General features: G+C 41.1%; 5 protein-coding genes and 1 other annotated feature. All 5 genes read left to right on the forward strand.

Features of this window, described 5'->3' with window-relative positions; translation table 11 throughout:
- Positions 1-43: 43 nt before the first annotated feature.
- The 5 genes from NT136_04290 to NT136_04310 all read left to right on the forward strand — a co-directional run bounded on the left by NT136_04290 (position 44) and on the right by NT136_04310 (position 4,699).
- Entirely contained in the window at positions 44-352 is a 309-nt protein-coding gene (locus tag NT136_04290; GenBank protein MCX6766149.1) for a hypothetical protein, read from the forward strand.
- A complete protein-coding gene (locus NT136_04295; GenBank protein MCX6766150.1) occupies positions 349-1,065 on the forward strand; it encodes a hypothetical protein in 717 nt (238 codons plus the stop codon). Before NT136_04290 ends, NT136_04295 begins: the two co-directional genes overlap by 4 nt.
- A gap of 31 nt (positions 1,066-1,096) precedes the next feature.
- The gene (locus NT136_04300; GenBank protein ID MCX6766151.1) at positions 1,097-1,345 is read left to right on the forward strand and encodes a hypothetical protein; all 249 of its coding nucleotides are present in this window, start codon (positions 1,097-1,099) and stop codon (positions 1,343-1,345) included.
- A 71-nt stretch (positions 1,346-1,416) separates the two neighbouring features.
- Positions 1,417-2,745: a serine--tRNA ligase gene (gene serS / locus NT136_04305; GenBank protein ID MCX6766152.1), complete on the forward strand. Its 1,329-nt coding sequence runs from the start codon at positions 1,417-1,419 to the stop codon at positions 2,743-2,745.
- A 1,015-nt stretch (positions 2,746-3,760) separates the two neighbouring features.
- Positions 3,761-4,391 (forward strand) — a sequence feature (16S ribosomal RNA rRNA prediction is too short).
- A gap of 8 nt (positions 4,392-4,399) precedes the next feature.
- On the forward strand, positions 4,400-4,699 hold the full coding sequence (locus NT136_04310; GenBank protein ID MCX6766153.1) for a hypothetical protein: 300 nt from the start codon (positions 4,400-4,402) through the stop codon (positions 4,697-4,699).
- The last annotated feature ends 15 nt before the right edge of the window (positions 4,700-4,714 follow it).

The following is a 4,714-nucleotide window of genomic DNA, read 5'->3' on the forward strand; positions in this document are numbered from 1 at the left end:
GCATACAAGTTGAATTTAATCCGGATTTGACGCTTTTATAAATATGGACTTTCAGGAAATTCAAAAAGGTGTTATCAATAACGCCAAAAAATATCAGGAAAAATATAAGGTTAATTTTGATGAAACTGCCGCTCTGATTAAATTATTTGAAGAAGTCGGGGAGCTGTCAGAAGCTTATTTAACTTACGCGAAAAAATCCCGTCCGGATAAATTTGTTTCAGAAGAGGATGCAAAGAATAAAGTGGCCAAAGAAATTGCCGATGTTGTCGGAGTAGCTATTATGTTAGCAAGCTTACTGGATATTGATCTGGAAAAATCCATTGATAAAAAATGGATTAATAAAGAAATATGAAACCAAAAATAAACGTCGGCTATGTTTCCCTTTTTCTGCTTTTCATCACGGTTATTTTTTTGGTCTGGAGCGGGTTTTACGTGTGGAAGAAATATGCTGCGCCACGCCTGCCTGACGGCGAAGCTAGAGAAGAAAAACAGAACCCCCTATCTTATTTAAGCGGAATTAAAAGTCAGATCAGCGAGGTTCAAAAGAAGCAAGAAGTGAAAAATAAAAGAGCGATGGAGCTGGCTGAAAACACGAAAGGGGTGGCTGATAAGTCCAATTTGTATACACTGGAAATTCCGGAAAGCTGGAATGTTGTCTCTAATGAGGGAGCTAAGGGCACCCAAGTTTCATATTTGGTGGCGCAAAGTTCTTATTTCGCCAGCAATGAAAGTAAATCAAACGGCGGAAATAAAACTTTTATTAATTATGATGAAGGAGCGCAACTAACGGTCCGCATTACTCAGAGTGAAGATTTATCAGCGATATCAGGAGACGGCGGACACGGGGCGTTTCTCCTTGGCAAGAAAGATGTAACAGTTGGTGGGGAAAGAGGCGCCTACCATGTTTTTAAAGAATCCGGCTCTCCCGACAGCCAATTTCTGGATGTTCATCTAATTCACAAGGAAAGCACTTATCTTTTCCGCTTCGCCTATAACCCCAAGACCTTTTCCGATGCTGAATACTCATTTCGGGAAATTTTAGATTCGTTTAAATTCAGCCAGTAATTTTCTATTTTGCTTAACAAGGAGGTAAAAAATGAGGAGAAATGGTAATACTGACGTGTTATATAGAAATTTATGTTCTTTAATTGAGGAGTTTGATCCGGAATTTATTTTTCTTCCAGCATATTACATTGCTAAAAGGACTATGGAGAGAATGAAAGATGGAAGGGGAAAAAATGAAGTTTTTAATGAGGTTTGTGAGGAACTTAAAATTTGCTCCAATGGCCGGGGAAAAAAAATATTAAAAGTAGCGGAAAAAATACTAAATAGTAATAACTTTTAAGCAGCCGTGGCAAAGTCCGCGGCTTTTTGTTGGTAATTGATTTTTCCCCAACTTAATGCTTAAATATAATTATGCTAGACATCAAATTCATCCGCGATCACAAGGAGGAACTGAAAAAGGCCATTAGTAATAAAGGCATTGATTTAGATGTGGATGAACTTTTAAAAATGGACGATAAAAGAAGAGAACTTCTTGGGAAAGTGGAGGAGCTGAATTCGCTGAAAAATGACATTAATGAGCTGGTGAAGGAGGCCAAAAGCGAAGAAGAAAGAAAGGAAGTAATTGAAAAGGGAAAAGAGATTAAGGATAAATTAGCAAAAGACGAGCCGCAGTACGAAACGATAAAAAGAATGTTTGATCTCTTAATGGTGAAAGTTCCGACTATCCCTTCTCCTGATACTCCGGTTGGAAAAAGCGAAAAGGATAACGCGGAAATATCCCGCTGGGGGGAGATTCCCAAATTTGGTTTTGCCGCCAAAGATCACATTCAGCTGGGAAAAGAACTGGACATTTTGGATCTGGAAAGAGGAGTAAAAGTCGCAGGATATCGCGGGTATTACGTGAAAAACGAAGGAGTAACTCTTGTGATGGGGCTGATGATGTATGCCCTTGGCAAAATGATTGAAAAGGGCTACGCGCCCGTGATTCCGCCGACGCTGGTGAAAGAATTCGCCCTTTTCGGGAGCGGTTATTTCAAAGGGAAAGAATATGATCTGAACACTGATGAAATTTATCAAGTAGCTACATCGGACAAAGAAGCAACCGGAGAGGCCTCAAAAGATAAAAAATTTTTAGTCGGAACCGCTGAACCGTCACTTTTGGCATATTACGCTGGCGACATACTGGAAGAAAAAAATCTGCCCTTGAAGATTTGCGGCTTCAGCCAGTGTTACCGAAGCGAAATAGGAAGTTACGGAAAAGACACTAAGGGAATTTACCGGGTGCATGAATTTATGAAAGTAGAGCAGGTGGTTTTATGCCCGGCTGATATTGCCCAATCGGAAAAGGTTCAGCAGGAGATGATTTCTATTTCCCGCGAAATGTATGAAGAGTTGGGATTGCCGTACCGCCAGGTGCAGGTGTGCACCGGGGAGATGGGAGCGGGAAAGTATAAAATGTTTGACCTGGAGGTCTGGATACCCAGCCGGAATGCCTATGGCGAAGGTGGTTCGGCCAGTAATTTCCTGGACTGGCAAGCCCGGCGCTTGAAAGTGAAGTATGTTGACAAAGAAGGCAATAAAAGGTATGCTTATATGCTGAACAATACCGCCTTGGCCAGCCCCCGGATTTTCATCGCCATTCTGGAAAATTTCCAGCAGGCCGACGGGAGCGTGAAAGTTCCGGAGGTGTTGAAAAAATATATGCCGGTGGCGGCAGATGTAATAAAGAAGAAAGTATAACATTTCTAACATGTTAATTTAGAGAAGTAGCTTGCCAATAATCAGAAAGGAAGGAGGAGATAAGTGAACTTCAAAAGAATTAGAAGAAGATTTAAGAATTGGGGAATTACCGCAAAGCGAGCGGCCGTATTACTCGCCATTGCGATTATTCTCTCTGCCCTTGTCATTCCTTGGGGAAAAGCCGCATCTTTCGAGCTTGTCATAGGAGGCATTATCCTTTCGGCATTTATTTTGTACGTATTGCTCCTTATATGGTTTTTTATCAGGTTTCTTAAAGAAGCATGGAGGGAGAATAAATGTCGGCGGATCTAAAGCATTTTTTTAAAGGCCTTAAATATTTAAGGCCTTTAGTTTTACCTTTAATTGGTCTCTTGACAACATTGGGCAGTTTGGTACAATTGAAACGTTCACTGAAAATAATATGTAACCTCAAAGCCACAACCAGCTAACCAACAAGCAATTTAAAATTCGGGTGAAAGAAAATACATCCTTGCGTGTAATAAAATATGCACATAAGGATGTGTTTTTTGTTCGTTGGATTTAGAATAAAATTTCAGCGAATGTCATTCTGAACTTGTTTCAGAATCCCTGTCTGCCGGCAGGTGATTTTCTAGATTCCGGATCAGGTCCGGAATGACATAAGGATTGTATCGGATAGCAGTTTGAAAATTGAATATAATACAGCAATTGTCTAAATCTTATTTTAGTTCGATCGGGATCCCGTCATTCGACGGGACTTGCGATTCGTGGCTAAATCGGAGATTTAGACGAATCGCAGTTTTCTGCGATTAGTCCACTCCGACGTTGAGTCGGAGTATTAGAGTCCGTGTTATTTGCGAAAGCAAGTAATACGTCGCGTGGTTCCGCAAGGAATTTTACGCGATATTCAAACGAAGAATTTATTTTCTTCAAATATTTTATTAGAGCAACTGCTTAAGGTGGATTTTTGTCCGCCAAAAGCGGACTCTAATAAATGTGGCAAAATTTTTCTATGAAAAATTTTGACATTTATTGAGAGTTTGATCCTGGCTCAGGATGAACGCTGGCGGCGTGGATAAGGCATGCAAGTCTGATGGTCGTGCCTCACTGCGTTCGGCACTCCCTTAATTCAAAAATCAAAGTGCAAAATGCAAAATTTTGGTGTCTTGCGAGCAAGACGGATTATTTATATGAAAATTATAAAGTCTGTGAGCGAAGCGAACACATTGATTTTGATTTTTAATTTTTGACTTTTGATTTTAAGCGCCGAGCATAGCGAGGTGCGACCATGGCAAACGGGTTAGTAATGCATAGGAACGTGCCCGAAAGTCGTGAATAATCCGGAGAAATCCGGAATAATACACGATGTGCTCTACGGAGTAAAGATTTATCGCTTAAGGAGTGGCCTGTATCCTATCAGCTTGTTGGTAGTGTAATAGACTACCAAGGCTATGACGGGTAGGGGGTGTGAGAGCACGGCCCCCAACATTGGGACTGAGACACTGCCCAAACTCCTACGGGAGGCTGCAGTCGAGAATATTCGTCAATGGGCGAAAGCCTGAACGAGCGACGCCGCGTGCGGGAAGAAGGCCTTAGGGTTGTAAACCGCTTTTCTAGAAGAAAAAATTGTGTCTCACTGTTGTTTGGTGAAAGCTTTAGTTTAATCCATTAATGTATGAGGGGAAAGATGAGCGCATTAAGCGGATGTATTAATAAGGTTGTTGTGGCTTATGTAGAGGAGGAGTGTCTCGAATGTGGCAATAAGGTCATTACAGAGTACCTGAGGATACTTGAAGCGGAGGATGGAGAATTTATTTTCCTCAAGCCTTGTGTGAAGATTTCCAGAAATAATCCTGACGCTTTGCGCATAGCAGAAGCCATAATTACGGAAAGTTTCAGGCCAATGGATGAAATAACGAAACGCGGTCTTTTCCACAACAAGAAAAATATTTCCAAAGTAGATCCAGTAGGATAAGTTTTGGGATTGCGG

This window comes from Candidatus Moraniibacteriota bacterium, assembly GCA_026396275.1.
Taxonomy (GTDB): Bacteria; Patescibacteriota; Minisyncoccia; order Moranbacterales; family JAPLXC01; genus JAPLXC01.

Bases quoted from the DNA above. Each gene is read 5' to 3' on its own strand.
- NT136_04290 (MCX6766149.1), top strand. From the start codon at position 44: ATGGACTTTCAGGAAATTCAAAAAGGTGTTATCAATAACGCCAAAAAA.
- NT136_04295 (MCX6766150.1), top strand. From the start codon at position 349: ATGAAACCAAAAATAAACGTCGGCTATGTTTCCCTTTTTCTGCTTTTC.
- NT136_04300 (MCX6766151.1), top strand. From the start codon at position 1,097: ATGAGGAGAAATGGTAATACTGACGTGTTATATAGAAATTTATGTTCT.
- serS (MCX6766152.1), top strand. From the start codon at position 1,417: ATGCTAGACATCAAATTCATCCGCGATCACAAGGAGGAACTGAAAAAG.
- NT136_04310 (MCX6766153.1), top strand. From the start codon at position 4,400: ATGAGGGGAAAGATGAGCGCATTAAGCGGATGTATTAATAAGGTTGTT.